Source organism: Paraburkholderia tuberum STM678, from assembly GCF_902833905.1.
GTDB lineage: Bacteria > Pseudomonadota > Gammaproteobacteria > Burkholderiales > Burkholderiaceae > Paraburkholderia > Paraburkholderia tuberum.
In genome coordinates, this window is sequence record NZ_CADFGP010000015.1 from 40241 (window position 1) to 65644 (window position 25404).

Genomic DNA, 25404 nt, shown 5'->3' on the forward strand with positions numbered 1-25404 from the left:
AGCGTAAAAACGGTGGGGCCGCGCGGTTCGATGTCTCGGAAAACGCAGCAGGCTTCACGCGTGCGCATCATCGGGATGCGCGAATGTTCATCCGTTTTGCCCAGGCCGCGGTCGCGGCGCTGTAGAACTGCTCCAGCGTCGTGGGCGGCTCGCTTCCCAACTTCAGTCCCAGATGCCGTGCCGCCGCGCCTAGTGCTTCGAGCGGCTTGTCGCTATCGAGCGCGGTCGCGCCGTTCTGCTTGCTCAGTTTCTCGCCGTGCTCGTTGGTGACGACCGGCACATGCAGATACTCAGGCGTTGCCACACCCAGACAACGCTGCAGATAAATCTGCCGCGCCGTCGAATCCATCAGATCCTCGCCGCGCACGATGTGCGTGATGCCCGCGTCCGCATCGTCCACCACCACCGCCAGCTGATATGCCCACTGATCGTCCGCGCGGCGCAGCACGAAATCGCCGACCTCGGTCGCGAGATTTTGCGTCTGCGGACCCTGCCAGCGGTCGTCGAACGTGATCACGGCGGGCTCGCCGTCGGGCACGCGCAGGCGCCACGCGCGCGCCGGCTTGCCATGCAGACCCGTGCGGCAGGTGCCGGGGTAGGCGAGTGTGGTGTTGCGCGCGTGCGCGTGCAGCAGCGAATCGGCGATTTCCTTGCGCGTGCAGCCGCACGGATAGACGAGACCGGTCGATTTCAACTGCTCCAGCGCGTGCTGATAGCGCGCCATGCGCTGGCTTTGCCAGACCGGCGTTTCGTCCGCGCGCATGCCGAAGCGTTCGAGGGTCGCGAGGATGTCCTCGGCGGCACCCGGCACCGTGCGCGGTCCGTCGATATCTTCGACGCGCACGAGCCACGCGCCGCGCTGCGCGCGCGCGTCGAGCCAGCTCGTGAGCGCGCTGACCAGCGAGCCGAAATGCAGCGGGCCGGTCGGCGACGGCGCGAAGCGTCCGCGATAGGTCATGGTTTGGGGACGACAGGTGCGGCGCCCGCGTCACGGAGCCCCCCGGCTGTCATTACGCGGCGCACGCGGCCTTGCTGTCCGGATGGCACGCCGGACAGGTCTTGCCCGCGACGTACATCGGCGATTGCTGTTGCTCGGGCGTGACCACCGCGCGGCAGCCGAAGCATTGCGCGGTCGCGGTCGGTTCGAGTTGCGGATTCAGCGCGGTGCGGTAGTCGAACACGAAGCAGTCGCCGTGATAATGCGCGCCGCCCACTTCCTCGAAGTATTTGAGGATGCCGCCTTCGAGCTGGTACACGTTCTCGATGCCGACCTCCTTCATATGGATCGCGGCCTTCTCGCAGCGGATGCCGCCCGTGCAGAACGACACCACGGTCTTGTCTTGGAGATCGGCACGGTTGTTCTCGATTACCTCGGGGAATTCGCTGAACTTCGTGATCCGATAGTCGAGCGCGTTGTCGAACGTGCCGACGTCGACTTCGAACGCGTTGCGCGTGTCGAGCATCACGACCGGACGGCCTTCGTCGTCGTGACCGCGGTCGAGCCAGGTCTTCAGCGTCGGCGCGTCGACGAACGGTGCGCGGCCGAGCTCGGGGCGGATCGCCGGCTTTTTCATCGTGATGATCTCGCGCTTGAGCTTGACCAGCATGCGCGTGAAGGGCTGCTTGTCCGACAGGCTTTCCTTGAACTGCAGATTCGCGAACTTGCCTTCGAACAGCGCGTCGTGGCGAATGTAGTCGATGAATGCGTCGGTGTTCTCGCGCGTGCCGGCGATGAACAGGTTGATGCCTTCCGGCGCGAGCAGGATGGTGCCGCGCAGGCCGAGCGCATTGCAGCGTTCGGTGACGAACGGGCGCCAGGCGGCGGTGTCTTCGATGGTCGCGAATTGATACGCGGCGAGATTGACGATACTCATGTGTGTTCTGCGGTAAAGATGGCCGGCGTGGCGAGGGGCGGCGGGATGTGCCGCCGCTGTTGCGCCCCGTATGAGACCCGGGGAGACCCGGGGTTTGACGCGCGGGTTCGCGCGCGTTTGCCGCGCGTTTGCCTCGCGTTTGCCGCGCGTTTGCCGGTTAAATGGCCACGTCGAGAGAGGCGAAATCCCTATTATCCCTCAACCCGGCATTTTCCCCGACCTGGCCGAATGGCTAACGAGTTGCGCTAGCGCAAACAGCGCTCGCGCCGACCTCGTCCTGGCCGCATGGCCAACGCGCCGTTTTGACCTGAAATCCGCGGAAGGGTGGAGTTACAATGTCGCCCATGTCAGATCCCCGCTTCGTTCATCTCCGCGTTCACTCCGAATTCTCGATTGCCGACGGCATCGTGCGTCTCGACGACATCGTCGCGGCGGCGGCCAAAGACGGTCAGGGCGCGCTCGCGCTTACCGACCTCGGCAACGCGTTCGGCCTCGTCCGTTTCTACCAGGAAGCGCGTGGCAAAGGGATCAAACCCATTGCCGGCTGCGACGTCTGGATCACCAATCCTGACGACCGCGACAAGCCTTCCCGCCTGCTGCTGCTGGTCAAGGACCGCCGCGGTTACCTGAACCTCTGCGAATTGCTCAGCAAGGCCTCGCTGACGAACCAGTATCGCGGCCGCGCGGAAATCGAAGCCGGCTGGCTCGAATCCGGTCTGGGCGAAGGGCTGCTCGCGCTGTCGGGCGCGCAGCAGGGCGACATCGGTCTCGCGCTGGCGGCCGGCAACGAAGAGGCGGCGAAGCGCCACGCGCAGCATTGGGCGAAGGTGTTCCCAGGCGGCTTCTATATCGAGCTGCAGCGCTACGGCCAGCCTGGCGGCGAGCAGTACGTGCAGCAGGCGGTCGCGCTCGCGGCATCGCTGAAACTGCCGGTCGTCGCGACGCACCCGATGCAGTTCATGACGCCGGACGACTTCACCGCGCACGAAGCGCGCGTGTGTATTTCCGAAGGCGACATTCTGGCGAATCCGCGTCGCCAGAAGCGCTTCACGGCCGAGCAGTATTTCCGCACGCAACAGGAAATGGCCACGCTGTTCGCGGACATTCCTTCGGCGCTGGCGAACACGGTGCAGATCGCCAAGCGCTGCAATCTGACGCTCGAACTCGGCAAGCCGAAGCTGCCGCTCTTTCCGACGCCCGACGGCATGTCGCTCGACGACTACCTGGTGCAGCTATCGAAAGAGGGCCTCGAAAAGCGGCTCGAACAGTTGTATCCGGACGAGGCCGAGCGCGACGCGCAACGCCCGACGTACTACCAGCGCCTCGAATTCGAGTGCGGCACGATCATCAAGATGGGCTTTCCGGGCTACTTCCTGATCGTCGCGGACTTCATCAACTGGGCCAAGAACAACGGCGTGCCGGTCGGGCCGGGCCGGGGTTCGGGCGCGGGTTCGCTGGTCGCCTATGCGCTCGGCGTGACCGATCTCGATCCGCTGCGCTACAACCTGCTGTTCGAGCGTTTCCTGAATCCGGAGCGGGTGTCGATGCCCGACTTCGATATCGACTTCTGCCAGCACGGCCGCGATCGCGTGATCCAGTACGTGAAGGAGAAATACGGCGCGAACGCGGTGTCGCAGATCGCGACGTTCGGCACGATGGCGGCGAAGGCGGCGGTGCGCGACATCGGCCGCGTGCTCGATCTCGGCTACATGTTCACGGACGGCATCGCGAAGTTGATCCCGTTCAAGCCGGGCAAGCACGTGACGATCGCCGACGCGATGAAGGAAGAGCCGCTGTTGCAGGAGCGCTTCGACAACGAAGACGAAGTGCACCAGCTGCTCGAACTCGCGCAGCGCGTCGAAGGCTTGACGCGTAACGTCGGCATGCACGCGGGCGGCGTGCTGATCGCGCCGGGCAAGCTGACCGATTTCTGCCCCTTGTACACGCAGGGCGACGAAAGCGGCGTCGTCAGCCAGTACGACAAGGACGACGTCGAAGCGGTCGGCCTCGTGAAGTTCGACTTTCTGGGCCTGACCACGCTGACCATTCTGGATTGGGCCGAGCGCTACATTCGCCGCCTCGATCCGTCGAAGCAGGACTGGTCGCTCGCCCAGGTGCCGCTCGACGATCCGGCGTCGTTCTCGATCCTGAAGAAAGCGAATACGGTCGCCGTGTTCCAGCTGGAAAGCCGCGGCATGCAGGGCATGCTGAAGGACGCGCAGCCCGACCGCTTCGAAGACATCATCGCGCTCGTTGCGTTGTACCGCCCGGGTCCGATGGACCTGATCCCGAGCTTCTGTGCGCGTAAGCACGGCCGCGAGGTGGTGGAATATCCGGACCCGCGCGTCGAACCTGTTCTGAAAGAGACCTACGGCATCATGGTCTACCAGGAGCAGGTGATGCAGATGGCGCAGATCATCGGCGGCTACTCGCTGGGCGGTGCCGACCTGCTGCGTCGCGCGATGGGTAAGAAAAAGCCCGAGGAAATGGCCAAGCACCGCGAAATTTTCGCGGAAGGCGCGGCCACCAACGGCCTCACGCGCGAGAAGTCCGACGAAATCTTCGACCTGATGGAGAAGTTCGCGGGCTACGGCTTCAACAAGTCGCACGCGGCCGCCTACGCGCTGCTTGCGTACTACACCGCGTGGTTGAAGGCGCACCATCCGGCCGAATTCATGGCGGCCAACATGTCGCTCGCGATGGACGACACGGACAAGGTCAAGATCCTGTTCGAAGACTGCCTCGCGAACAAGATGGCCGTGCTGCCGCCGGACGTGAACCTGTCCGCGTATCGCTTCGAGCCGGTCGCCGAAGCCGACGGCAAGCGCTCGCGCACGATCCGCTACGGTCTCGGCGCGATCAAGGGCAGCGGCCAGAACGCGATCGAAGAAATCCTGCGCGCGCGCGAGGAAGGCCGCTTCATCGACATCTTCGATTTCTGCAACCGCGTCGATCGGCGCATCGTCAATCGTCGCACGATCGAGGCGCTGATTCGCGCCGGCGCGTTCGACACGCTGCATCCGAACCGCGCGCAGCTGATCGCGTCGGTGTCGCTCGCGATGGAAGCGGCCGAGCAGGCGGCGGCCAATGCGCTGCAGGCCGGCCTGTTCGACATGGGCGACGCGCCGTCGCAAGGCCACGAACTCGTCGACGAACCGGAGTGGCCGGAAAAGCGCAAGCTGCAGGAAGAGAAGGCCGCGCTCGGTTTCTACCTGTCGGGCCATCTGTTCGATGCATACAAGGACGAAGTGCGTCGCTTCGTGCGCCAGAAGATCGGCGAGCTGAAGGAAGGGCGCGACAAGCTGGTCGCGGGCGTGATCGTGTCGCTGCGCACGCAGATGACCCAGCGCGGCAAGATGCTGATCGCGCTGCTCGACGACGGCACCGGCCAGTGCGAAGTGACGGTGTTCAACGAGGTCTTCGAAGAGCACAAGCAGTTGTTCAAGGAAGACGAGCTGCTGGTCGTGCAGGGCCAGGCGCGCAACGACGCGTTCACGGGCGGCATCCGCTTCACGGTCGAAACGGTGATGGATCTCGGCCGCGCGCGCTGCCGTTACGCGGATTCGCTGAAGGTGCAGATGAACGGCAACGCGGACGCGCAGGCATTGCGCCGGGTGCTCGAAGCGCACACCGCCGGCAAGGACGAGCCGTCCGCCACAGCCGCGCCGGCGGCCGCGCCGCGCGGCAATGGCGGTGGGCGTGGCGGCTTCGGCGGCGACGGCGGCCGTCAGCGTCAAGCGGTGCAGATTCCGAACGGGCTCGCGGTGCAGGTCGTTTATCGCAGCGAGCATGCGCAAGGCGAAATGCGTCTGGGCGACGCGTGGCGCGTGAAGCCGACCGATGAACTGCTCGCCGCGCTGCGCGGCGAGTTTGCGGGAAGCTCGATCGAAATCGTGTATTGAGCGCGGTCCGCGGTGTGGATGGGCCAGTGCCGCGTGTACCGGCTAGCCTTACCGCCCGCCCGTTTTTTCCAGGCGCGCCAGCTTCAGAAACCGGTAGTACACCGTCTCCGCATTGAACAGCGCGATCATCAGCCCGGTGCGGCCATCCAGAAAACCGCGCCGCAGCAGATAAGTCCGCACGAACGCCCACAGGCCGCGCCCGAGCGCGAGGCGAATGCTGCCTTTCTGCCCGGCTTCGTAACGCTGCCGCGCGCCGGCCGTCGAATACGCGTCGAGCTTGCGCAGCACACCCTCGTAGTCCTCGTACGAGTAGTGCATCAGCTTGCCGGTCAGGCGTTGCGCGGGCGTGTCGAACACGAGGCGCTCGTGCACGAGGTCGTCGGAGAAGCGCGCGGTGCCGCGTTTGAAGAGGCGCGGAATCCAGTCGGGATACCAGCCGCTGTGATGAACCCAGTGGCCGCAGAAGCTCGACAGACGGTCCACCGCGTAGACGTCGGCGGCGGGCGCGGCGAGCGTCGCGCGAATCGATGCGGCAAGTTCCGGCGTGACGATTTCGTCGGCGTCGAGCGAGAGGATCCAACTGGTGGTCAGTGCATCGACCGCGCGGTTCTTTTGCGGGCCGAAGCCCGGCCAGTCCGTCTGTTCGATGACACGCGCGCCGTGCGCGCGGGCGATGTCGGCGGTGCCGTCGGTGCTGCCGCCGTCGATCACGACGATCTGATCGGCAAAGGCCACGGCCTGCAGGCATTCGGCCAGCCGCGCCGCCGCGTTCCGGGTGATGATGGCAACGCCAAGAGTGGTTTCTTGCATACCTGAGTTGCGTGGAGGACGAAGTGACGGAGCGGGTCGCGACCCGGCAATCGAGCAGCGAGTATACACATCTCATCCGTCCCCACACCACGGCACCGATCCGCCGGGCGTTGCGCGCATGCCGTCGCGCGCCGAGCGCCGGCCGTCATCTGCAACCGATTACAATGCTCTTTTTTGATATTTCACGCGGCCGTCCGATCATGCGCCGCGTGCTCGCCGTTCCGCATTTCCAGAGGATTCCTTGAGCGCGAAGCCAACGTTAAGCAAACCCATGGGGGCAGGCGATGCGTCGTCGCCGGCCGTCGTCCTGCGGCGCCTGTGGCCTTTCATCAAGCCGCTGCTGTGGGTCGGGGTCGGCGCGATCATCGCGATGGCGGTGAGCGCCGGCACCGACGCCGCCATTCCCGCGCTGCTCAAGCCGCTGCTCGACAAGGGCTTCGGCTCGCACGCAGTCGACAAGACCAAGTGGCTCGTGCCGATCGCGGTGATCGGCCTCGCGCTGATTCGCGGCGTGTCGCAGTACGCGTCCGGCTATCTGCTCGCGTACGTGTCGAACAAGATCCTGCTCGAGCTGCGTCTGAAGATGTTCGACCGCATGATCCACACGAGCGTCGCGTTCTTCCAGCGCGAAACCGCGAGCACGGTGATCAACGCGATCGTCTTCGAGGTCAATCAGATCCTGAACGTGCTGCTGAGCGTGATGGTCACGCTCGTGCGCGACTCGCTGACGGTGATCTTCCTGCTCGGCTATCTGTTCTATCTGAACTGGCGCCTGACGTTGATCGTCGCGGTGCTGCTGCCAGGCATCGGCTGGCTGGTCGGCAAGATCAATCGCCGGCTGCGGCGACTGAACCGCGAGCATCAGCTGCTCACCAACGAGCTGTCGTATATCGTCGAAGAAACGGTGGGCGGCTACAAGGTCGTCAAGGTGCATAACGGCGAGCAATACGAGACGGACCGCTTCACCGCGATGAGCCGGCGCCTGCGCGGCTACGCGATGCGCATGACGGTCTCCGGTGGCCTCGCGCAGCCGTTGACGCAGTTCCTGGCGTCGATCGCGCTCGCGGTCGTGATCACGATCGCGGTGGTGCAGTCGTCGTCGGATCAGACGACGGTCGGCGGCTTCGTCGCGTTCGTCACGTCGATGCTCCTGATCATCTCGCCGCTCAAGCATCTGATGGACGTGAACCAGCCGTTGCAGCGCGGCATGACCGCGGCCGAGCTGATCTTCGGCCTGATCGACGAGCCGGCCGAGCCGGAAGGCGGCGGCAAGCCGCTCGCTCACGCGCGCGGCGAGGTCGAGTTCCGCGACGTGTCGTTCATCTACGGCACGAACTCCACGCACAACCGCCATACGCTCGACCAGGTGTCGTTCAAGATCGCGCCGGGCGAGATGGTCGCGCTCGCGGGGCCGTCGGGCAGCGGCAAGACCACGCTCGTGAACCTGTTGCCGCGCTTCTTCGATCCGACCGGCGGCGCGATTCTGGTCGACGGCGTCGCGCTGCCCGAGTACGACCTGCACGCGCTGCGCAGCCAGATCGCGATGGTGAGCCAGGACGTCGTGCTGTTCAACGACACCATCGCGCACAACGTCGCGTACGGTCAGGAAGTCGATGCGGAGAAGGTCAAGGCGGCGTTGCGCGCGGCGAACCTGTGGGACACCGTGCAGGCGATGCCGCAGGGCATCGAGACGCTCGTCGGTGACAACGGCATGATGCTGTCGGGCGGCCAACGCCAGCGTCTCGCGATCGCGCGCGCGATCTACAAGAACGCGCCGATCCTGATTCTCGACGAAGCGACGTCGGCGCTCGATTCCGAGTCCGAGCGCCACGTGCAGGCGGCGCTCGAAACGCTGATGAAAGGCCGCACCACGCTCGTGATCGCGCACCGCCTGTCGACGATCGAGCGCGCCGACCGCATCCTCGTGATGGAGGCGGGGCGGATCGTCGAGCGCGGCAGCCATCGCGAGCTGCTCGAGCACGACGGCTTGTACGCCCATCTGCATCGCATCCAGTTCCAGCAAAGCCCGGTTTGATCCGGCACATTGCGAACGGGAGCGCGGGCCGGTGTTGCGTTTAAGTCTCAATTTATTGCGCTTTTTCGGCGCTAATCGCATGCTGGCGGGCAATCACGGTCCGCCTCGCGGAAATCGACTGCCCATGTCTCACGACGATCCGAGCAAGCCGCTCGTCTCCATCGCGCTCGCGACGTACAACGGCCGCACTTATCTGCCCGAGCTGCTGGCTTCGCTCGAAGGGCAGAGCTGGCCCCATCTCGAAGTCGTGGTATCCGACGACGCCTCCTGCGACGGCACCCGCGAACTGCTCGCGTCCCATACGGGACGCGTGCCGGTGCGGCTCGTCGGCGATGGCACGCGGGCCGGCATCGTCGGCAATTTCGAGCGCGCGCTCGCCGGCTGCCGCGGCGACTACATCGCGCTCGCCGACCAGGACGACGTCTGGGCGCCCGAGAAGGTCACCGATCTGATGCGCGAGCTGCGGCGCGTGGAAAGCGCGGGCGACGCCGCCGCGACGCCGGCGCTCGCGTTCTGCGACATCGAGCTCGTCGACTCGACGCTGTGCTGTATGTCACGCTCGCTGTTCGATATCACCGCGAAGTCGCGCTGCGCGACGCGACTGCGCGATTTTCTGCTGAGCAACCATGTGCCCGGCTGCGCGATGCTCGTCAATCGCGCGACGCTCGAACGCGCGCTGCCGTTCCCGCCCGGCATCGTGATGCACGACTGGTGGCTCGCGATGGTGGTCGCGTCGTTCGGCGAGATTCGCCACGTCGCGGCGCCGCATCTGAAGTATCGGCAGCATGACGGCAATGCGGTCGGCGCAAGCGCGACCAACGAGCGCGGCCCGGCGCGCGACGAATGCGGCGCCGAGGCGGCACGACGGCGCGGCGCGAGCCGGCAGCGGCAGATCGAAGCCATCGCGGATCAGGTGCGGGTGTTCGTGCGACGCTTCGGCGCCGAGCTGCCCGTCGATGCGCGTCACGACATGTATGCGTTTTCGCGCGGTGTCGCGAGCTGGCGCGGCGCATTCGAGTTCGTGATGATCAGCCACACCGGCGAGACCTTCGTGCGCTCGGTGAAGATCCTGCGGCGCTTGCGCGCGAGCGTGCTGAGCTTCGGCGTCGAGGTGCGAAGGCCGAGTCTCGCGCGACGCTTGCGGCAGCGGCGGGGTGCGTCGCGCGGACTTTCGTGACCGATGTGGCGTCGCCAGGCACCGCGAGACCGTATCGTCGTCTTCAGGCCTTTCTGCCCCGCACGACCCGCTTGATCCAGATGCCCGGCGCGTAGACCATCGGGCAACTCGCATACAGGAACATCCGAATCCGCAGCCCGAGCTTCACGCCGGCGCTGCGCGTCACCAGCCCGAGGCGTTCGCCGAGGCTGCCCGCTTCGAACATCGCATGGATGAACTGCTCGCGCGCGAGCTTCGGCGCCATCGCCGCGCGCATGCGTTCGCCCACACCGGCGATCTGAGCGTCGCGCTGCAGTTGCGCGAGCTCCGCGAGTCCGTAGCGATTGCTTTGCCGCATCCGCGCGATCAGCTCGTCGACCGACTGGTAGCGGCGCTTGCGCGAAAGTCCGCCGCGCCGATAGCGCACCAGCGGCTCGCGCAGACTGATCGCGCCGCCCGACAGGATCGCGCGCAGCACCATGATCTGATCCTCGGCCGCGGCGCCCGGCAGCATCGGCCCGAAGCGCTCGATCAGGCGTCGCGACCACGTATGTGCCGCGCCGATCAGCCATGGACGCTCGACGAGCCAGTCGTCGAAGCTGCGATAGCGATCGAGCTCGGTCGGGCTCACGCGCTCGTGCACGTGACCCGCTTCGTCCATGTCGGCGAGATCGGTGGCGATCAGGTCGGGGCGGCGCCCATGCGCGAGCCAGCAGTCGACGACGCGCTCGCAGCGCTCGGGCGTCGACATGTCGTCGCCGGCGGCGACGAACAGCAGTTCGCCGTGCGCGAGCTGCGCGAGTTGCGACAGGTGCGCGCTGATGCCCTGGTTCACGGTATTGCGCCGTGCGATCACGCGATGCGGGCCCGCGTAGCCGGCGAGCGCCGCTTCGATCGCGGCGTAGGTGGCGTCGCTGGACGCGTCGTCGGAGACGATGATTTCGAGCGGCTCGTAGGTTTGCGCGAGCGCGCTGCGCACGGCGTCGCCGATCTGCTCTGCCTGGTTGTAGGCGATCAGCAGCATCGAGACGAGCGGGCGGGTGGTGTCGGCGGTTGCGGCGGACGGCGGGCTATCGGTCATGGAGTCGGGACGAAGGCGATTGGCCTAGATTCTAGCCGCTGACGGCCGCGCCGCGCGACGCACGCGGCAAACCCGGGCACCCCGAGCTGAGCCCGGCGAAACCCATCCTTTACAATTGCCGCTGCCCCGAAACTGTGCACCCACGGCCTCGCCCGCGCGTGCGCCTCAACGAGACCGATCCTTGTCAGAGCCAACCCGCGACGCAGCCCTCGACCCGAACCGCCGCCCCCTCACCGACATCGCGCTGACCGCCCAGGCGCTGAAGAACAGCGGCGGCGCCGAGCGTTACACGCGCGACGTGATCGCCGGCCTGCATCGCATGGGTTTGCGCCCGACGCTGTTCGCGCGCGAGATCGACCGCGCGCTGCCCGAGGCCGCGTGGATCGATGCGCAGCCGCTCGACGTACGCTGGGCGCCGCGCAAGCTGCGCAACCTCGCGTTCGACTGGCGTCTGAAGCAGCGGTTGAAGCGGCATCGTCCGGCGTGCGTGTTCTCGATCAATCACTCGACGCATGCCGACGTCGCGTTGTGCGGCGGCACGCATCCGGGTTCGCTCGAAGCCGCGGGCCGCGCGCCGCGCCGCAGCGACGAATGGCAGATCGAGCTCGAGCGGCGCGTCTACACGCGGGCGCGCTCGATCGTCGCGCATTCGCAATTGATGAGCCGCGAGTTGCAGCGTTTTTATGACGTGCCGGCCGCGCGGATCGACGTGCTTTATCCGCCGGTCGATACCGCACGCTTCAGGCCGCTCGACCCCGCCGCGCGCGCGGCCGTGCGCCGCCAGCTCGGCGTGCCCGACGATCGCGTGATGTTCGTGTTCTCGTCGACGAGTCACGAGCGCAAGGGCTATCCGCTGCTCGAAGCGTTTTTCTCGCGCACGACGCTGCCGGTCTGCCTCGTTGTTGCGGGACGCCCGGTGCCGAAAACCGGCGACACAATTCGTTACGCGGGTTACAGCAAGGAGATCGAGAAATTGTTCGCGGCCGCCGATTTCACGGTCGTCGCGTCGGCGTACGAGCCGTTCGGGCTCGTCGGCGTGGAGTCGGTGATGTGCGGCACGCCGCTCGTGATCGCCGACAACGTCGGCTCGGCGGAGACGGTGACCGGTGCCGCGAAGATCGAGTTCTCGCGGCAGACCGCGGGCAGTTTCGAGCGCGCGATCGAGCAGGCGGTCGAGCGCGTGAAGAGCGGCGCCGCGCGCATCGCGACGCCGCGCGACAGCCTCGTGTACGACCCGAGCGTCGACGCGCACGTCGCGGCGCTTTACGAGGTGTTCACGCGGGGATGAGGGCGGCGCTCCGCGCTCGGGTTGCCGCTTCTCGTCAAATCAAAATCAATCGCGCGGCTGCGTCTCGGGCACGAGCGCGGCTGGCGCCGGCGTGGTCCGCGCATCGCTTCGCAACTCGCGCTTGCGTGCATCGATCACCGCCAGCAGCGTCGCCACCAGCGAGGCGAGCAGCACCGCCACCATCATCGGCACCAGCACGTCGATAGTGAGCCCGAAGATCACCGTGCTCGCCGCGACCGCGAGACCCGCGTACGACGCGGCGCGAATCGCCGGATCGGTCGCATGCCGGTGTCGCCAGAAATACACCGTGATCCCGTAGTAGAACAGCAACAGGCAGATCACGCCGACCGCGCCCATCTCGGCGAGCGTCGAGAAAAAGTCGCTATGCGCGCGCTCGTTGACGATCTCGGCCTTCACTTCGCCGCGCTTCGCCATCACGCCGAGCTCGTCTACCAGATGGCCTTTGCCGACGCCCCACACCGGATGCCGCTCGAACATCATCCGCGACGCGTTCCACAGTTGCAGGCGCAGGCCGGTGGCCGTGTCGTCCTCGCCCTTGCGCATCATCGACACGTCGTTCGGCACCTCGGCAAAGCGCTTCTGAACCCGTTCGGTCGACAACAGACCGCCCGCCCCGATCACGATGACGAGCGTCGCGATCAGCAGGCGCTTCTTGTGCGTGAACCAGTGGTACTGCATGCCGAGCAGCACGACGAACACCGGCACGGCGACCCAGCCGCCGCGCGAGCCCGACAGAAACGATGCATAGCCGCCCGACACCAGCGCGAGCACGCGCGGCACCAGCACGCGCCAGTCGCGCGGATTGTCCCAGCCAAGCGTGAACACCGACAGGAACCCGAGCAGCAGCGCGGTATCGCCGAACGGAATCGCGTTCGTGTACGAGTTGTTCAGCCGGTTCGCGTCGGTCCAGCCGCCGGGCGGCTGATCGATGAACGCCCATGCGCCGACCGCGAGCGCGCCGGCCGCGCAGCCCCAGCCGATCAAGCGCAGATTGCGCGACGGCAATTGCCGCAGCAGCAGGAACACCAGAAGCGCGAGCACGAAACGCGACGCATTGTCGAACTCGCGTGGCAGCCAGTAGCCGAGCACCAACTGCTGCGCGCCGATCCCGACGACGAACGCGAGCATGCCGATGGTGAACCAGCGGTAGGTCCGCAACGCGGAGAAATAGCCCGGCATGCGCCGGTTGACGATGGCCGCGCCGAGCGCGAGCGCGACGAGCGCGAAAAAGCAGTAGCCGGTGCCGCCGCGCCACACCAGATTGACTGCCGGCGCGAGAAACAGCAGAGCCGACGTGAGCCAGACCAGACTGGAAGCAAAAATCATAGGTCTACGTTATCGATGAAAACACTACCGTTCCGGTGGTGAAATTGCAGGGGGACGCCGGACCATTTGAGTTTCTCAAGACGGTAGAGCGATCCGGATTATAACCATGCGCTTCCTTGCGAAATGCTTGCTGCCGAACGCGGGGAGGTTGCGCTGGTCCGCGGCATGCGGGTGGGGCGGGCGCGGGCGGCGTCTGTCGTGCGAGCAGGCGGGGGCGGTACAATCGCGCGACATTCATGGCCGGGGCGCGGCGCATGCCGCGCCCCGCGCCCAGCTCAACGGACCGACTCGATGTTCTCAATCATCATCCCGACCTGGAACAACCTGCCTTATCTGCGCCTCGTGATCAAAAGCCTGCGCCGTCATTCGACGCATCCGCACCAGCTCATCGTGCACGTGAACGACGGTTCGGACGGCACGCTCGCGTGGGTGCGCGACGAGGGCATCGAGCACACGGCGTCGCCCGGCAATATCGGCATCTGCCACGCGGTCAATATCGCGGCGGCGCGCGCGACGCAGGATTACATCGTCTACATGAACGACGACATGTACTGCTGCCCCGGCTGGGACGACGCGCTCGTCAAGCGTCTCGCGCAGATGCCGGCCGACAACCTGTTCATGTTGTCGGGCACGATGATCGAGCCGGTCGATTCGGGCAATCCATGCGTGGTCGTGCGCGACTTCGGCCGCGACGCGCAGGCGTTTCGCGTCGACGAGCTGGTCGCCGCCGCGGCCGGTCTCGTGCGCGCCGACTGGCGCGGCGCGACGTGGCCGCCGACGCTCGTGCATCGGGACTGGTGGTTCAAGGTGGGCGGCTACAGCAGCGAACTGAGTCCCGGCATGAGCAGCGACAACGATTTCTCGATGAAGCTGTGGGACGCGGGCTGCCGCGTGTTCGTCGGCGTCGGCGACAGTCTCGTCTATCACTTCCAGCAGAAGAGCACCGGCAAGATCGTGAAGAACGACGGGCGTCGCCAGTTCCTCAACAAGTGGGGGATGACACAGGCGACCTTCGACCGCTATTACCTGCGCCGCGGCACCGCCATCGACGGCGCGCTCGCGGTCAGCGAGCCCGAGCGCACCGGCCGGCTGCGCCGTGCGCTGCTGAAGTCGCGCATCAAGCGCGCGTTGGGCTGACGGGCGTCGAGCCGAAAACGGCTGCTTGACGCGCTGCGTGTGTCAAACGCCGCGCGTTACGAGCGGCAGCACCGTCAGATCCGGATGCGTGCCGTCGACGATGCTGCGTCCCACGTGCACCGCTTCGGAGAGCGCGTCGGCCAGGCTCGCGAAGCTCTCCTCGCCGTCCGCGTGAAACGGCACCGCATGGCCGGGAAGCTGGGGGTTGGCGCCCGGATGGCAGACGTAGCCTAGATACGTGTAGCGGCTGTTTTTCGCGGCCGCATCGGCGGCATGCGCCGGGTCGGGCGGATCCTTCGCGACAGGTGACACGTGTATCTCGAAGCCTTCGTATTGCACCGTCTGCCAGCTTGCGGTTTGGTCGGCCATGACCGCCTCCGTCTGGGTCTGTCCTGTCCAAAAGTCTAGGTGATTTGCCGCCAAAACGCGCGGGCCGCCGGCTACGGCCAAACCATGACGGCTTCGACTATGGAGGCGCTCCTGGGAAGTGAGGCGCTCCTGGGAAGTGGGTTGATGAAGCGCATTCTGCTGAGATCGGCGACGTTTTGATAATTGGGCCGCAGTTGGAGAGATTTTCGTTTAATTTTTGAAATTAGGCGGTCTGCAGGATCGCGTCCGCCAGAACGCCCCGGCTGGTTCTCCTCGGATAAAATGTTGCGCTTTGCCTAAATCCGACTTCGCTCATGTGGTTCAAAAACCTTCAGCTGCACCGTCTGCCCGCGCCGTGGTCCGTTAACCCTGAACAGATGCAGAAGTGGCTCGCGCCGTACGCGTTCGCGCCCGGCCAGAGCATCGAGATGCAGGCCCAAGGCTGGGCGCCGCCGCGCGACGGCGACTCGCTGGTCTATGCAATGAACGGTCAGATGCTGCTGACGTTCCGTGCCGAGAAGAAGCTGCTGCCCGCGTCGGTCGTCACCCAGGTCACGCGCGAGCGCGCGGCCGAGCTCGAGGAGCAGCAGGGCTTCAAGCCGGGCCGCAAGCAGATGCGCGATCTGAAGGAGCAGGTCACCGACGAACTGCGGCCGCGCGCGTTCAGCATCCGCCGCGATACGCGCGTGTGGATCGATTGCACGAATGGCTGGCTCGTGATCGACGCGGCGTCGCAGGCGGTCGCCGACGATGTGCGCGGTCTGCTCGTGAAGTCGATCGACCAGTTGCCGCTGATGACGGTGCGCGTCGCGCAGTCGCCGGTCGCGGCGATGACCGGCTGGCTGCTCGACGGCGACGCGCCGGCGGGTTTCACGCTCGATCAGGACACCGAGCTGCGTTCGCCCGCCGAGGGCAACGCGACGGTGCGCTATGTCGGGCATGCGCTGGACGCCGAAGACATGCGCCGCCACATCGAGGCGGGCAAGCAATGCATGCGGCTTGCGATGACGTGGAACGATCGCGTGTCGTTCGTGCTGACGCCGTCGCTGACGATCAAGCGCGTCGCGCCGCTCGACGTGCTCAAGGAAGCGAGCGACCCGACCGCGCAGAACGACGACGAGCGCTTCGATTCCGACGTCGCGCTGATGACGGCCGAGCTCGACCGCATGCTGCGCGATCTGCTCGATGCGCTGGGCGGCGAGCAGGGCGAGCAAGGGTTCGCGTTGCCGCAGGCCGTCGCGGCCTGAGCGTCAGATTCCCGCGCTGTCGAGCGCTTCGACGAGGGTCCAGTAAGGCGTGATCGAGCGCAAGCGGATCGGGTAGGTCCGCTGCAGCAGCGCGAGCGTCGCGTCGGTATCGGTGAGCTGATAGATGCCCGACACGCGCAGATCGGCGACGTCGTCGGCATAGCGCAATACGCCGGCGTGATAGCGCGCGAGTTCGTCGACGAGATCCGCGATACGCATGTTGTTCGCGTAGAGCAGGCCACGCGTCCACATCGCCTCGCGCGGGTCGAGCGCTTGCGGCGCCGCGACGCCGAAGCGTGTCAGCGTGCACCGTTGGCCTTGCGTCAGCACCAGCGCCGCGCCTGATGCCGGCCTCACCAGCGCGTCGCCGCGAAACGCGGCCACGCGTGTGAAACCATCCCCTTGCCTCACGCTGAACTGCGCGCCGCGCGCTTCGACGACGCCTTCGGCCGTCTGCACGAGCAAAGGCGCATGAGTCGTTCGGGCGCCCGGTGCGCCGCCAACATCGCTCACGGGCCGCACCATGATTTCCCCTCCGAGCAGATCGACGCGCCGAACCTTCGCCTCGAACGCGGCGTTGATCGCGCTCGCGCTGCCCAGCGTGATATGAGTGCCGTCCGCCAGCAGCACGTCGTCCAGTTCGCCAGTCGCGGTGTGGAATTCGGCGGTCCACATCTGCCACGGCAAGCGGCTCGCGAGCCAGCCCGCGGGCGCGGCGATCGCAAGCCCCCAGAGCGTTTTCAGCGCGCGCCGCCGTCCCTGCGATACGCCGGCAGCATCCGCGTCTTCGCGTAGCGCGGGGCCGACGTCCGCGGGCACGGCGCCGGTTTCGCGCCGTAATTGCTGCGCTCGCCGAAGCATTTGGTTAAAGATGCGGTACTCCGGACGCATTTGACAAATGTGATTTAAATTGAATTTAGCAGAGCGGGATTTAACGATTTATATCTGTTAATAATGATTTGCGGCGGATATTCGGATCGAGTTCACAGCGAATTGACTCAATACCTTATCCTAAGCGGAAGCGTAGGCCCCGATTGCGTCAGGGCATGCAGATCCATTGTCATCGATATAAAAAATTTAGGCTATGTATGGATCGTTACTTTTCGTGAACTCTTAAGCAGAAATGCGGCTAATTGCGCTGCAATAGAACGTGGCATTTTTGTCACGAATTACAGCGTGACGGGTTTAGCTGACGAGCGTGTAAATCTGATGAAACTCTTCGCATGCGCACGGCGCTGACGACGGTCTGCGCACAGCCGGCCACTCATGAACCCCGGTAAAACTCCGTGCGCTGCCGCACCTTCGATGCAGACGAAAAAACGACAGGCGTATCAAAGGCTTGCGGATTTTTCCGGGAAGTTATGCACAGATTTGCCAACAAAAACTGTGGGTAACTTCGAGCGTGTCGTCGCGCGTCGAAGCGCCGTTAGTCTTCGAGCGCCCACGCGCGCTTGCGGCGCTGCAGCGCCGAGCCGATCGATACCGCCGCGCCGATGCCGCCCATCGTCAGCGACAGCGCGACGATCAGTGGGCCGGTTTGGGTGCTTGCCGAGAACACGCCGACGAGCAGGCCGGCGAGCGGCTGCGTCAGGTTGTTCAACAGAATCGCGACGCCGATGGTCTTGCCGTAGTCCTCGGGCGGGATGATCTGCAAACGCGCGCTGCGGATGTAGACGTTGAACATCTTGTCGAAGCCGACGATCAGCAGGAAGCCGAGTGCATAGCCCCACGGCGACGCGCTCGCGCCTGCGATCACGCCGCCCGCGCAGATCGTCACGAATGCGACGAGACCGAGCACGCGCGCCGGCCATCCGGCGCGCGCAACCGTCAGCAGCACCAGCACCGTGGCGAGCGCGCCGGCCGTTTGCAGACCGGCGTAGTAGCGGCTCGATTGCGCATGCAAACCCGTCACCATCGCCGCCGACGTCGCAAGCGTGACACCGATGACGAGGTTCTCCGCGGCCGCGAGCATGATGACCTTCTTCAGGCCCGGCAGCGTCCACACGTGATCGAGCGCGATGCGCAGCGGCGTGGTCCAGTGGGCGGCGGGCGTGAGCGATCGAGCGGACACAGGCGAAGGCGCGCGAAAGCCGCTCAGTCGCTGCCAGACGAACAGTGCGGCGTCGGCGCACAGAAACAGCACACCGGTCGCGGCGACCACCGATTCCCAATGCCACACACCGAGCAGCAACGCGGCGAGCATCGGCCCAAGCACGAAGCCGAGCTGATCGGCCAGTTGCGAATACGCGAGCACCTTCTGGATCTGCTGCGTGCTGAAGATCTGCGGCAGCATCACCTCGCGCGCGACGAGTCCTTGGCTCGTCAGCACGCCGCACGCGGCCGACAGCGCGATCAGCCAGCCGATGCCGCCGAACAGCGCATACGCGGCGATACCGCCGAAGCATGCGAGCGCACGCACCGCCTGGCTCAGCCGCATCAGGCGCAGCGGTGCAAAGCGGTCGCAGAGCGCGCCGAAGAACGGGAACACGAGGTAGCGCGGCAGCGTTTCGATGAAAAACGCGAGCCCCGACCACGAGACCTGGCGCGTCGTTTGAAACACCACGAGCGGCACCAGGAAGAGCAGGATCTGATCGGCGAGACGCGCGATGAACAGCGAGCAGAAGAAGGCCTGATGGTTGACGCGCACCGTGGTTGTCTCGCCGTGTTGGGGTCGAGACCGATCCTATCAAAAGATCGCGCGGGCGAGGCGGGGCGCCCGCTGGCCGCCGTCCTATTCGCCGCGATACGCCTGTTCGAGCGGCGCGATATCGAGCTTGACCATCTTCATCATCTGCGCCATCACGCGGCTTGCCTTGGCGCGCTCCGGGTCGCGCAGCATCTGCAGCAGCACGTTGGGCGCGATCTGCCACGACACGCCGAAGCGGTCCCGCAGCCAGCCGCAGGCCCACGGCTCGCCGCCGCCGTCGAGCAGCTTCGACCAGTAGCGATCGATTTGCTCCTGCGAGTCGCAGTGCACGAACAGCGAGATGGCCGGCGTGAATTTGTATTGCGGGCCACCGTTCAGCGCCATGAACTCCTGGCCTTCGATTTCGAAGGTGACGGCGACGACCTTGCCGGCCGGTCCTGGGCCGGCGTCCGTGGCGTGCAGCGTGGTGGCGATGCGAGACGCCGAAAACACCGACGTGTAGAACTCCACGGCTTCTTCCGCGTTGCCGTCGAACCACAGGCACGGCGCGATTTTCTGCATGACGTTGCTCCTTCGGGATTGGTGTCGGTGGGCGTGGGCGTGCGATTGCCCGACGCCCATCGGCCGCTCACTTCTTCTCTTGGGACGAACAGTCCATCGCGGCCATCGCCTGCTGGATTTCCTCGGCGCTCAGGTCGCGCTTGTGCGTCGCGAGCGACCAGTTGTGGCCGAACGGGTCCTTGACCTGGCCGTAGCGGTCGCCCCAGAACATGTCGGTGACGGGCATCGTGACGGTCGCGCCCGCGTCGACCGCCTGTTTGAAACTCGCGTCGACGTCCGGTACGTAGTGGTGAATCGTGACCGGCGAGCCCTTCAGCGTGTTCGGGCCGAAGCTTTGGTGCTCGGGCCATTCGTCGGTCAGCATCAGCATGGAGTCCCCGATTTTCAGGGTCGCGTGCATCACCTTGCCGTCGGGGCCCGGCAGACGGATCTGTTCGACGGCGTTGAAGGCTTTCGTGTAGAACGCGATCGCTTCGGCGGCGTTCTTGCAGATCAGGTACGGCGTGAGCGAGTGCATCCCGTCCGGGATCGGTTTGGCTGCGGCGCTGGACATGACGGTGACTCCTTGAAGTAACGGTTCCTCAGGGGAAAGACCGGCTGCATGAGCTGGGTCTTCAACGTTACGACGAGTTGGTCACCGTCGGATCGACACTCCGAAAAAAATATTTTCAGGCGCGGGGGAGGGCGGCCCGCCATTTATCCCGCCGGATTGTCCTCGTCCGCCGGCGGCGCGGACGACGGCGCCGTGCTGCCCGCCGGCGCGCCGAGGATGCTGATCTGGAACGTGGGCGTCGCGGCGAGCGACTGCAGCGTCGCGTCCTCGGGGATGCGCTCGTCGAGCGGCAGGATCACCGAGCCGCCGATGACCGCGCGCCGGCTGTTGTCGGCCGGGCGCAGGCCCCACACGTCCTGATAGACGACGGGGACCGTGGCGCCGTTGCGCGTCGTGTTGCCGAGGTACAGCATCACGTGGCCGCCGATGTAGATCAGCGTGCGCAGCGGCACGCCATGCCGCGCCAGATAGTCGAGCCGTTCGGCGGGTGTCGACTCCGACAGATCGACCATGCGGCCGGCGCTCATCTGCGTCGACGAATGGCGCGGCAGCCACACGCCGAACGCGGCGAAGATGCTTTGCAGTTCCGACGAACAGTCGTTGTAGAGCCCGCTATTGCCCCAGCCGTACGGCCGACCGATCAGCGCCTTCAACAGCATCGCGAGATGGCGCGGCGTCGCGGCGAGCGGCATCGGCGCGATCTGCGTGGCGTCGAGCGACGCGGTGCGGATCAGCGCGCGGCCGTCGACGTCGCGTGCGGGAACGAGGAGCTGGAGTGTGCCTGCATTGGTGCTGGTCGCGGCTGGCGATGCCGAGGCACCCGCCACCAGCGGCAGCATCGTCCCGGCCGGGGCAGCGAAGCGGAACACGCCGTGGCCGTCGTTGACCGCCGCCGACGCGACGATCACCGCCCCTAGCGACTTCCCGGCCGCCGCGCGCCATTGATCGATGAAACCATCGTCGGCGAACGCGACGCCGTCGCTGCGCACCCAGCCCTGTACGTCGGGCGTCTGCACGTAATGCCACGCGCCGTCGACGCTGCTACCGAGCACATAGAGCGGCGTGCCGGGTCGCACCGCCGAGATCTGCAGGTTGTCGAACGGATAACCCTCGCCGGCCAGGCGATGGTCGTAGAACGACGGATCGGTGGTAGGCAACTCGCGCACCATCAGGTTGCCGGTCGCGATCGCGCGCCGCTCGGGCTGATAGACCGGTGTTTGCGTGAACTGCGCGACGTTGATGTTGCGCGCGATCGCGTCGATCCACGCCTTGTCGTGCGGCCGGAAGTTTTCGCCGTAACCGATGATGCTGCCACGCTTGCCGGTGTTGTCGAACCTGTCGATGCGGCGCTGTTGCAGTGCCGCAATGTCCTCGCCCTGCTCGCGAAACACGCGTGTCGTCACCCAGGCGGGATTCCACGGCGACGGCGCGTTCTCGCCCGTGCCGAAGTAGCGCGCGAACAGCGCGTCGAAATGTGCGCGCTGCTCGGCGGCGCTGAGAAACGGCCGATCGTAGTCGGGGCTGTTCGGATCGAGCCAGTGATCGACGTTCTGGTCGTAATGGGCGAGCGAAAACAGCGTGACGTTGTCGACGAACGCGTGCGTGCCGCGCGGCGGCGTTGGCGTGCTGCACGCGGCGAGCGTCGCGACGGCGACGCACAGCACGACGGCGCGGCAGGCACGGCGGGAGAGAACGGCGACGGGCATAAAGATTCGGCGTATGAGGTGCACGGCCAAGATGATACGGTGTCGGCGATGCGCACGGCGCATCGGATGTTGGGCGGGGACGCGCGCGGCTTCGATTACACTCGCTTTATCCGCCCACCCGCGCGTCGCCACGCGCGACAATCGCCAGGGAGTCCGCCATGAAAACCAGCGCACGCAATCAGTTCAGCGGCGAAGTCACCGACGTCAAGCACGGTGCCGTCAACGACGAAGTCACGCTGCGCACGCCGGACGGTCTCGAGGTCGTCGCGATCATCACGCACGGCAGCGCGAAGTCGCTCGGGCTGGCGACCGGCAAGCAGGCGTTTGCGCTCGTGAAGGCATCGTCGGTAATCGTAATGGTCGATGTCGCGAGGCAGCAGGTGTCGGCGCGCAACTGCATCGAAGGGACCGTCGCGGCGGTGACGAAGGGCGCCGTCAATTCGGAAGTGACGATCAGTGCCGGCAGCGCGCAGATCGCGGCGATCATCACGAACGACAGCGTCGAGCGCCTCGGCCTCGCGAGCGGCAAGGCGGCGACGGCGGTTTTCAAGGCGTCGAGCGTGATCATTGGGGTCGATCAGTAAAAGGCCCGGGCCTCTGGGACGGGTACTCAACGGGCTCTCACTGATCGCGGATGGCGCGAACGATGATCCCGTCCCATCCAAAAACAATCCTGTGAGCGTCCATCCGGAAGATCGCAAAACAATTGTCGCTATCTACGACAACGGTTGTAGCGGGCAACCCGGTTTCATTCACGCGAAGGTCGAACTGTTTCTTCAACGCCGAAAGCGTGTCAATTCGCTTGACGGTAAAACCTGTGTTGGGCTTGCAGGTTTCACTGTCGAAGCTCATGGATTGCGGCGTAATTGTCATCGTCATGCCGAGAATCCGTTTTGCTTCGGGGATGCCACCGGAAATATCGGCATAGTCAACTACATCGGTCACAACCCAATTGCCGATGAAATCATTAATCGTAGCGTGTGGTGGTGTTTGTGCCGCGCACACGCTCGCCGAGGCGGTCAGCGTGAGAGCCACATACGAAAAAAGCTTGTGGCCTGTCATTGTACCGACTGCCGGAAGGGAGAAACCAAGGACGGAGAGTCGAGAACCGACGGGGACGGCGAGCGTAGACGCGCGGCGCGTGTCACAGCGTTCGACACCCGCGCGCGGGGATTGCGCTTGCTTTACACTTCACCCCTTACCGCTTGCCATCCCGCTCTGATCACGGACGCCGTCATGTTCGAAGTTTCCTCCACCTCGCATCTGCCCAAAGCCGCGCAATATGAAGAACTGGTCGCGCAGGCGCGCGCGCTGCTGGCCGGCGAAACGGACTGGATCGCCAACGCCGCGAATTTCTCGTCGTTCGTCTTTCATTCGTTGAGCGATCTGAACTGGGCCGGCTTTTACTTTCACGACGGCCGCGAACTGGTGGTCGGCCCGTTCCAGGGCAAGCCCGCGTGCGTGCGCATTGCGCTGGGCAAGGGCGTCTGCGGTACGGCCGCGCAAACCCGTCAGACCCAGGTCGTGCGCGACGTGCACGAGTTTCCCGGCCATATCGCATGCGATTCGGCGTCGCAATCGGAAATCGTCGTGCCGCTCGTCGCGCCCGACGGCACGCTGATCGGCGTGTGGGATGTCGATAGCCCGGTCGTCGCGCGCTTCGACGAGGAGGACGCGAAGGGCATGGAAGCGTTGTGCGCGGTGTTCATCGAGGCAGCACTGCCGCGCGGCGTGTAGCGTCGCCGGTCCGATCCGCTTCGGCGAGCAAGTCGCGTACCGCGAGGTGTAACGGGAGGGGCAGGAACGCATCACGCGTCGGCGCGATGTTCGCGAAGGCGCACGCGCGCACGCACGCGGACCCGACCCTCGCGCCGATGTTGGCCGCGTTGGGCACGTGGGCGAGGTCGCCGGATGCGTCGTGGGCTGGCCGCAATCTGCACCAGAGGGCGCGAGCTGTGTTGGAGCAGTCGGGGTGTGACGTGGCGGCTGAGAGGTTAGGGCTTGAGGTATGACAGACGGCCTCGACGCGATTGCCAGCCGGGTCGACCAGAAATGCCGCGTAATAGTCGCGGTGATAGTGAGGCCTCAAGCTAGGCTCTCCGTGGGATTTGCTACCAGCCGAGAGTCCTGCTTTGATGAATGCATGGACGTGATCTCGAGACGGCGCTTTAAAGCACCAGTGCCGCCTGTTCTCTGTTACTTCGCCAGGATCGAGGTAAGCGGCCAGATAGGTCGATGTTGTGTCGTCGGTCGTGCAACGCTTGCCGGTTGAGTACCGCGTGACGGGGCGGTGCTCGAAACAATGTTATGAATTGTGTCGAACATATTCCCCCGTCTCCCGCGTCGTGCTAGATATACCCGCTTCAGAGTGATTTGGAGGCGCAACGCATGTTGATCGGGTTGCAGATAGATGGCGATTGACTTCAAAGTCGGGGCGCGCCGGCGCTGCAGGCTCTACTCGCGACGGGAATATCGCGGCAACGCATTGAGCGACGAGGCGCGTGCCGGTCGCAAGCTCATTACCTCGGCTAGCTCATGGGAACTCAAGTACGACGCGCGCCAGCTAGCGCAGCTCGTCGGGTTCATGCGCAATGCGCGTGGCGGCGCATATGCTAGCGGCTCTGCGCCAGAGCAACTCGCCCGAGAGCTCCAGTCCGCGATCGAGAGCGGCCATGTGATCGCGGTCGTGTCAACGCCGCAAGCGTCGTGCACGGGCGGCGGGCCTATCGAACAGGAAATCCGGCCGTACTATGTGACTGTCACGCCGTCGCAGCTATTCGGGCGCGTGCTGTCTGCCGTGCCTGCTGCACGTTCATTCGAGCGTCCAAGACTGCCGCGGCTCGCCCAGCTCGGCATGAACAGCTGTGAAACGCATGACGGCGATTTCACCCTGTACTGAGGTTGACCCGGTTCGACGGATAGATTTGCAGTTGAGTTTAATGCGGTGTGGCACCTCCCGATAAGATCAAATCGCAGGTTGTCCACGGCCGGGCGGCGGGTCGCCTGTCAAGACCACGACGCTGCCCGGCGGTGGGCAACCCGCGCGACGATAAGCTTTGATTTTGCGCATGCAGGTTTTCGAATTCGAGCGGCGAACAGTAGCCGATGCTGCTGTGGAGGCGGCGTATGTTGTACCAGCTCTCCAGAAACGAGAACAGACGCCGCCTTGCCTGTTCGTGGGTCGCGAAGTGTTCGCGACAGAGCAGTTCGGCTTCGAGCGTGCCGAAGAATGACTCGCACATCGCGTTGTCATAAGCGTCGCCGGTGGTCCCCATCGACGGTTGTACGCCGGCTTCTCGGCAGCGCCGCCCGAAGGCAATGGAGGTGTATTGACAGCCTTGATCGGAATGTAGAATCACACCCTCATGGCGTCGCTGCTGCAACGCCATGTCAAACGCCCGCAACATCAGTTCGGTGTACAGATGGTTGGACATCGCCCAGCCGATGATGCGACGGCTGAACACATCCAGCACGACTGCCAGATAGAGGAATCCTTCACCGGTGGGTACATAGGTCGCGTCTGCGACCCACAGCACGTTTGTCGCCTCGGCACTGAAGTGCCGGCGCACCAGATCAGGCGCACGCCGGGCGCCTGCGCGTGGCCGTGTGGTGCGCGGCCAGCGCCGCCGGCTTGCCCCGCACAGACCCGCCATACGCATGAGGCGCGCCACCCGCTTGCGCCCCACGTGTA

Annotated in this window: 21 protein-coding genes and 2 pseudogenes; 9 read left to right on the forward strand and 14 right to left on the reverse strand. The window is 65.4% G+C overall.

Annotated elements, in window-relative coordinates:
* Positions 1 to 67: 67 nt before the first annotated feature.
* A complete protein-coding gene (gluQRS, locus tag HWY30_RS15250) occupies positions 68 to 958 on the reverse strand; it encodes a tRNA glutamyl-Q(34) synthetase GluQRS (protein ID WP_090803664.1) in 891 nt (296 codons plus the stop codon).
* A gap of 52 nt (positions 959 to 1010) precedes the next feature.
* Positions 1011 to 1874: a sulfurtransferase gene (locus HWY30_RS15255; protein ID WP_090803666.1), complete on the reverse strand. Its 864-nt coding sequence runs from the start codon at positions 1872 to 1874 to the stop codon at positions 1011 to 1013.
* Positions 1875 to 2209: 335 nt separating this feature from the next.
* On the opposite strand from HWY30_RS15255, the gene dnaE reads away from it, so the two are divergent.
* Positions 2210 to 5776: a DNA polymerase III subunit alpha gene (gene dnaE / locus HWY30_RS15260; RefSeq protein WP_090803667.1), complete on the forward strand. Its 3567-nt coding sequence runs from the start codon at positions 2210 to 2212 to the stop codon at positions 5774 to 5776.
* Positions 5777 to 5824: 48 nt separating this feature from the next.
* On the opposite strand, the gene HWY30_RS15265 is transcribed toward dnaE, so the two are convergent.
* On the reverse strand, positions 5825 to 6586 hold the full coding sequence (locus HWY30_RS15265; protein WP_090803668.1) for a glycosyltransferase family 2 protein: 762 nt from the start codon (positions 6584 to 6586) through the stop codon (positions 5825 to 5827).
* Positions 6587 to 6827: 241 nt separating this feature from the next.
* On the opposite strand from HWY30_RS15265, the gene msbA reads away from it, so the two are divergent.
* On the forward strand, positions 6828 to 8621 hold the full coding sequence (msbA, locus tag HWY30_RS15270; RefSeq protein ID WP_090803670.1) for a lipid A export permease/ATP-binding protein MsbA: 1794 nt from the start codon (positions 6828 to 6830) through the stop codon (positions 8619 to 8621).
* 124 nt (positions 8622 to 8745) lie between these two features.
* The gene (locus HWY30_RS15275; RefSeq protein WP_090803672.1) at positions 8746 to 9798 is read left to right on the forward strand and encodes a glycosyltransferase family 2 protein; all 1053 of its coding nucleotides are present in this window, start codon (positions 8746 to 8748) and stop codon (positions 9796 to 9798) included.
* Positions 9799 to 9841: 43 nt separating this feature from the next.
* Here the strand turns inward: HWY30_RS15275 and HWY30_RS15280 are convergent, their stop codons facing one another.
* A complete protein-coding gene (locus tag HWY30_RS15280) occupies positions 9842 to 10858 on the reverse strand; it encodes a glycosyltransferase family 2 protein (protein ID WP_090803673.1) in 1017 nt (338 codons plus the stop codon).
* A 181-nt stretch (positions 10859 to 11039) separates the two neighbouring features.
* Between HWY30_RS15280 and HWY30_RS15285 the strand changes: the two genes are divergently transcribed.
* Complete coding sequence (locus HWY30_RS15285; RefSeq protein ID WP_090803675.1) at positions 11040 to 12146, forward strand: glycosyltransferase family 4 protein; 1107 nt, start codon at positions 11040 to 11042, stop codon at positions 12144 to 12146.
* A 45-nt stretch (positions 12147 to 12191) separates the two neighbouring features.
* Here the strand turns inward: HWY30_RS15285 and HWY30_RS15290 are convergent, their stop codons facing one another.
* The gene (locus HWY30_RS15290; RefSeq protein ID WP_090803677.1) at positions 12192 to 13493 is read right to left on the reverse strand and encodes an O-antigen ligase family protein; all 1302 of its coding nucleotides are present in this window, start codon (positions 13491 to 13493) and stop codon (positions 12192 to 12194) included.
* A gap of 291 nt (positions 13494 to 13784) precedes the next feature.
* On the opposite strand from HWY30_RS15290, the gene HWY30_RS15295 reads away from it, so the two are divergent.
* Positions 13785 to 14630: a glycosyltransferase family 2 protein gene (locus HWY30_RS15295; RefSeq protein WP_090803679.1), complete on the forward strand. Its 846-nt coding sequence runs from the start codon at positions 13785 to 13787 to the stop codon at positions 14628 to 14630.
* A 42-nt stretch (positions 14631 to 14672) separates the two neighbouring features.
* Here HWY30_RS15295 and HWY30_RS15300 read toward each other — a convergent pair whose 3' ends face one another.
* Positions 14673 to 14999, reverse strand: coding sequence for a hypothetical protein (locus HWY30_RS15300; RefSeq protein WP_090803681.1), 327 nt, complete (start codon positions 14997 to 14999; stop codon positions 14673 to 14675).
* 314 nt (positions 15000 to 15313) lie between these two features.
* On the opposite strand from HWY30_RS15300, the gene HWY30_RS15305 reads away from it, so the two are divergent.
* On the forward strand, positions 15314 to 16246 hold the full coding sequence (locus HWY30_RS15305; protein WP_090803682.1) for a recombination-associated protein RdgC: 933 nt from the start codon (positions 15314 to 15316) through the stop codon (positions 16244 to 16246).
* A 3-nt stretch (positions 16247 to 16249) separates the two neighbouring features.
* Here the strand turns inward: HWY30_RS15305 and HWY30_RS15310 are convergent, their stop codons facing one another.
* The 5 genes from HWY30_RS15310 to HWY30_RS15330 all read right to left on the reverse strand — a co-directional run bounded on the left by HWY30_RS15310 (position 16250) and on the right by HWY30_RS15330 (position 21713).
* Positions 16250 to 17107, reverse strand: a complete 858-nt coding sequence (locus HWY30_RS15310; RefSeq protein ID WP_244144918.1) for a FecR family protein — start codon at positions 17105 to 17107, stop codon at positions 16250 to 16252.
* Positions 17108 to 17672: 565 nt separating this feature from the next.
* Positions 17673 to 18893, reverse strand: a complete 1221-nt coding sequence (locus tag HWY30_RS15315; protein ID WP_090803685.1) for an MFS transporter — start codon at positions 18891 to 18893, stop codon at positions 17673 to 17675.
* Between the two features lie 84 nt (positions 18894 to 18977).
* On the reverse strand, positions 18978 to 19454 hold the full coding sequence (locus HWY30_RS15320; RefSeq protein WP_090803687.1) for a VOC family protein: 477 nt from the start codon (positions 19452 to 19454) through the stop codon (positions 18978 to 18980).
* A 67-nt stretch (positions 19455 to 19521) separates the two neighbouring features.
* A complete protein-coding gene (locus HWY30_RS15325; RefSeq protein ID WP_090803688.1) occupies positions 19522 to 20007 on the reverse strand; it encodes a VOC family protein in 486 nt (161 codons plus the stop codon).
* 143 nt (positions 20008 to 20150) lie between these two features.
* The gene (locus tag HWY30_RS15330) at positions 20151 to 21713 is read right to left on the reverse strand and encodes an SH3 domain-containing C40 family peptidase (RefSeq protein WP_176078896.1); all 1563 of its coding nucleotides are present in this window, start codon (positions 21711 to 21713) and stop codon (positions 20151 to 20153) included.
* A 158-nt stretch (positions 21714 to 21871) separates the two neighbouring features.
* On the opposite strand from HWY30_RS15330, the gene HWY30_RS15335 reads away from it, so the two are divergent.
* Positions 21872 to 22297, forward strand: a complete 426-nt coding sequence (locus HWY30_RS15335; protein ID WP_090803690.1) for a TOBE domain-containing protein — start codon at positions 21872 to 21874, stop codon at positions 22295 to 22297.
* A gap of 37 nt (positions 22298 to 22334) precedes the next feature.
* Here the strand turns inward: HWY30_RS15335 and HWY30_RS15340 are convergent, their stop codons facing one another.
* Positions 22335 to 22775: a hypothetical protein gene (locus HWY30_RS15340; RefSeq protein WP_090803691.1), complete on the reverse strand. Its 441-nt coding sequence runs from the start codon at positions 22773 to 22775 to the stop codon at positions 22335 to 22337.
* Positions 22776 to 22949: 174 nt separating this feature from the next.
* On the opposite strand from HWY30_RS15340, the gene HWY30_RS15345 reads away from it, so the two are divergent.
* Positions 22950 to 23450, forward strand: a complete 501-nt coding sequence (locus HWY30_RS15345) for a GAF domain-containing protein (RefSeq protein ID WP_018419924.1) — start codon at positions 22950 to 22952, stop codon at positions 23448 to 23450.
* 262 nt (positions 23451 to 23712) lie between these two features.
* On the opposite strand, the pseudogene HWY30_RS41640 reads toward HWY30_RS15345, so the two are convergent.
* A pseudogene (locus tag HWY30_RS41640) lies at positions 23713 to 23979 on the reverse strand (VOC family protein); the annotation flags it as partial.
* 144 nt (positions 23980 to 24123) lie between these two features.
* On the opposite strand from HWY30_RS41640, the gene HWY30_RS15350 reads away from it, so the two are divergent.
* The gene (locus HWY30_RS15350) at positions 24124 to 24612 is read left to right on the forward strand and encodes a hypothetical protein (protein WP_090803693.1); all 489 of its coding nucleotides are present in this window, start codon (positions 24124 to 24126) and stop codon (positions 24610 to 24612) included.
* 169 nt (positions 24613 to 24781) lie between these two features.
* Here the strand turns inward: HWY30_RS15350 and HWY30_RS41645 are convergent.
* Positions 24782 to 25404: pseudogene (locus HWY30_RS41645) on the reverse strand (IS3 family transposase); the annotation flags it as partial.

Excerpts from the sequence above, each read along its gene's own strand:
- dnaE (WP_090803667.1), top strand. The coding sequence starts at position 2,210 with ATGTCGCCCATGTCAGATCCCCGCTTCGTTCATCTCCGCGTTCACTCC.
- HWY30_RS15335 (WP_090803690.1), top strand. The coding sequence starts at position 21,872 with ATGAAAACCAGCGCACGCAATCAGTTCAGCGGCGAAGTCACCGACGTC.
- HWY30_RS15325 (WP_090803688.1), bottom strand. The coding sequence starts at position 20,007 with ATGTCCAGCGCCGCAGCCAAACCGATCCCGGACGGGATGCACTCGCTC.
- HWY30_RS15340 (WP_090803691.1), bottom strand. The coding sequence starts at position 22,775 with ATGACAGGCCACAAGCTTTTTTCGTATGTGGCTCTCACGCTGACCGCC.
- HWY30_RS15255 (WP_090803666.1), bottom strand. The coding sequence starts at position 1,874 with ATGAGTATCGTCAATCTCGCCGCGTATCAATTCGCGACCATCGAAGAC.
- HWY30_RS15350 (WP_090803693.1), top strand. The coding sequence starts at position 24,124 with ATGGCGATTGACTTCAAAGTCGGGGCGCGCCGGCGCTGCAGGCTCTAC.
- HWY30_RS15300 (WP_090803681.1), bottom strand. The coding sequence starts at position 14,999 with ATGGCCGACCAAACCGCAAGCTGGCAGACGGTGCAATACGAAGGCTTC.
- HWY30_RS15275 (WP_090803672.1), top strand. The coding sequence starts at position 8,746 with ATGTCTCACGACGATCCGAGCAAGCCGCTCGTCTCCATCGCGCTCGCG.
- HWY30_RS15280 (WP_090803673.1), bottom strand. The coding sequence starts at position 10,858 with ATGACCGATAGCCCGCCGTCCGCCGCAACCGCCGACACCACCCGCCCG.
- HWY30_RS15310 (WP_244144918.1), bottom strand. The coding sequence starts at position 17,107 with ATGCTTCGGCGAGCGCAGCAATTACGGCGCGAAACCGGCGCCGTGCCC.
- HWY30_RS15305 (WP_090803682.1), top strand. The coding sequence starts at position 15,314 with ATGTGGTTCAAAAACCTTCAGCTGCACCGTCTGCCCGCGCCGTGGTCC.
- HWY30_RS15330 (WP_176078896.1), bottom strand. The coding sequence starts at position 21,713 with ATGCCCGTCGCCGTTCTCTCCCGCCGTGCCTGCCGCGCCGTCGTGCTG.
- HWY30_RS15295 (WP_090803679.1), top strand. The coding sequence starts at position 13,785 with ATGTTCTCAATCATCATCCCGACCTGGAACAACCTGCCTTATCTGCGC.
- HWY30_RS15320 (WP_090803687.1), bottom strand. The coding sequence starts at position 19,454 with ATGCAGAAAATCGCGCCGTGCCTGTGGTTCGACGGCAACGCGGAAGAA.
- HWY30_RS15345 (WP_018419924.1), top strand. The coding sequence starts at position 22,950 with ATGTTCGAAGTTTCCTCCACCTCGCATCTGCCCAAAGCCGCGCAATAT.
- gluQRS (WP_090803664.1), bottom strand. The coding sequence starts at position 958 with ATGACCTATCGCGGACGCTTCGCGCCGTCGCCGACCGGCCCGCTGCAT.
- HWY30_RS15290 (WP_090803677.1), bottom strand. The coding sequence starts at position 13,493 with ATGATTTTTGCTTCCAGTCTGGTCTGGCTCACGTCGGCTCTGCTGTTT.
- HWY30_RS15265 (WP_090803668.1), bottom strand. The coding sequence starts at position 6,586 with ATGCAAGAAACCACTCTTGGCGTTGCCATCATCACCCGGAACGCGGCG.